Origin of the sequence: Bradyrhizobium nivariense (assembly GCF_029846695.2) — a bacterium.
In the GTDB taxonomy this organism is placed as follows: Bacteria; Pseudomonadota; Alphaproteobacteria; order Rhizobiales; family Xanthobacteraceae; genus Bradyrhizobium.
The window spans coordinates 1-2,755 of sequence record NZ_JARWCR020000160.1 but is presented as its reverse complement, the minus strand read 5'-3'; the positions used below and the strand labels follow the sequence as shown (position 1 = coordinate 2,755).

Here is a 2,755-nt window from a genome sequence, read left to right as displayed (position 1 = left end):
AAACAAAGCGGCTGCATCTTCGCCCACTGGGCGTCCGTCAAAACGAATCGCTGCATCCAAAACTCCTTTCGGAGCTTGAATCACGGACGTTCCAATCTGTGAATCCTGAATCTCAACAGACCCTAGCACGGGTCAAGCAGCAGCGCCGCGCAGAGGCAGCATCAGCTGAAGGCCATGGCGTCGGCTGGCATTGGCGGCGATGAAATCCTGCAAGGCGGCCGAGACCAGGGCGACGCATGCAGCCGGAGATCCTCGGGAGTTATGGGCCCGGCTAGGCGCCCCGTCGAGAGGTGCGCCTTAGTCTTCCCACAAGCGCTTTCCGCACCCGCATTCGAACATGTGAGTGATGCCTCCGGACTCAGAGTCCACCACTGTTCGTACAAGCTTCATTTTCTTGCCGCAGAATCGGCAGCTTCTGCTTGAGTTGTCCTCGACAACGCAAATCTTCTCAGCGCGAATAATTTCCATAAGTCCTGCCTCCTTCCGAGGTGACCGTGGTGGAAATTACAACCTATTGCAGCAGGGAAAATGGAAGAACTTGTCCGCAGTTGCGACAAATTTGCGACTGTACACAGAGCAAATTAAGATGCGCCAGTGACCCCGACCCTTTTGAGTGGGATACCCACCAGGATGACCCAGTAATGGAACGAGCGATCGTTAATCCTGATCAGATTTGAGGCTGATGTAATCCCGAAGCACGAGCGTTGGTCGCTGAGCCCCATCGAACAGAACGGTAACGCCGGTTGAACGGGGCTTATGCGACACCAACATGCCAGCCAGTGCTGGGCAATGATTTTCTCCGAGCTCGCTGATCTTAAAACGTATGCCAAGTGCAATCCTCTCTGTTTTCAAATCCATGGTTGCGGTTCCCGCAACGTCGGCCAGGTCTGACTCAGATAGAGCAAGGCGCCGATACTTTAGGGCGCGAGCTTGGTCATTGGGGCTGATCCATGTGCATCCCTCTGCGCGGCCGAGTAGTCGGCTTAAACGAAGCCTCCCAACGGAAATAGTCGCTCAACGGTTTCGGCAGGGCGGTCCGGACCGGCAATTGTCCGGTAGGTAGCGATGCTCGCTCTTTCCAGAGCGAATCTCAACTGAACTCGCTCGTTAGCTTGATGTCCGCGTTGCCGGGTGCTTCCGGGGGATAAACCAAAGGATGACTTTCGCTCAGTCGCCGGTTTCTCATAATTGGCGTGTCACGGGCGGAGCTTGATTCGCGATGCTGGAAAGCATTCTCGTATTGCTCGGAATCGGAAACGCGGCGGCCCTGATGATCTTGGTCTGATGCAGCGGATCGAGCGGTGACTCTGAATCGACTTGGCAGTTCTCGGTTATCGATAGGGGATCGGCATGTCGGGATCTTCCTGCTTGAAGCGCGGCGATCTAGTGATGCTGACAGAGGACGGCGTGCGCTGGATGGTGGCTAATCCAAAGCTTCACGTGCGCTGGAGATATCGCCGCGGCGTCATCGAAAGCAAGTCTAGGAGCGGCTGGCATCGCGTGCGTTGGGACGGTAACAAATCGTCTGCCGAGGCAATACCGGCGAAGTTCCTGCTACCGGAAGCGTTGGAGGCGGCAGGAGCGGCATCGGCTGAACGTCCAATGGGAGTTTTGGGCCGAACTGTGGGCGAATCCATAGAACAATCGCGAAGTCCCAATAGAATTGGATCCATGTGGAGGCGCGACGGAGCCTCGTGCGCCTTGAGCCCGAGCAATTCGCTGGATTGGCTACATGGATTGCGGACCAGGACGATGGGCGGTCTGGGCCTAAGGCTGGTGGCTGGTCGGAGATCGGATTAAAGGCGGAGCGATAGGATGTCTAGTCGAGAAGAACGCGCGGAACGCGATCGTGTGTTCCTCTTCGCACTACCCATCTTCATGATCGCCCACGCAATCTGCGTGAAGATCGGCGCAATCTAGGAGTTCTTCCAAGGCCCTCGCGACCAGGCGACCGGCCCAGCGGGGTCCCGCCATAACAAATATCAATGCGCGTGGGCGGGTGTCCCGCCCCAGGTATGCAGACGAAGGTTTACCGGGGTTTTGCATCATCCCCCTGAGGCTGGAAAGCCGCCGCCCGCGGTACATTTAAGCGGGCGGCGTTCTTGCTTTCAGATGGTCCGAACGCAAAGACCCCAACTCCGGGTTGAGATCGGAGCTGGGGCCCAAGCGTACCAAAAGGATGTCCGGGTGTGCGACGACCGAACGAAGGCACTCTAAAACTCGGTGTCCTAATTCACCGTTACTGGTGTGCTAATTGGACGGTCGGAAAGCGGAATTAGCCAGTGGTCCCAGGTTTTCCCGCTGCGTTACGTGACGCAAGTCCTCGTGCCAACACTCAGGCCCGGCGACATCGTGGTGATGGACAATCTCGCAGCACACAAGCGGGCCGAGGTCGGCACCGCAATCGACGCGGCGGGCGCTCAGCTCCTCTATCTGACGCCTTATTCACCCGACCTCAATCCGATCGAAATGGCCTTCGCAAAGCTCAAAGCCGCCCTTCGAAAGGCCGCCGCCAGATCAATCGAGGCTTTGGACAACGCTATCGTCCTCGCCCTGGCCGCCTTCACCGCCCAAGAGTGCCTGAACTTCTTCGCCGCGGCCGGTTATGATCGTGTCTGATCAGTATCTGCTCTAGGGTCTGTTGAGATTCAGGATTCACAGATTGGAACGTCCGTGATTCAAGCTCCGAAAGGAGTTTTGGATGCAGCGATTCGTTTTGACGGACGCCCAGTGGGCGAAGATGCAGCCGCTTTGT

The 2,755-nt window shown here is 57.1% G+C and carries 1 protein-coding gene and 1 pseudogene; both read left to right on the top strand.

Features of this window, described 5'->3' with window-relative positions:
- A partial coding sequence (locus QCM77_RS45570) for a hypothetical protein (RefSeq protein ID WP_280097096.1) occupies nucleotides 1–203 on the top strand: 203 nt, incomplete at its 5' end.
- A 2,104-nt stretch (nucleotides 204–2,307) separates the two neighbouring features.
- Nucleotides 2,308–2,619, top strand: a pseudogene (locus QCM77_RS45565) (transposase); the annotation flags it as partial.
- Nucleotides 2,620–2,755: the final 136 nt, after the last annotated feature.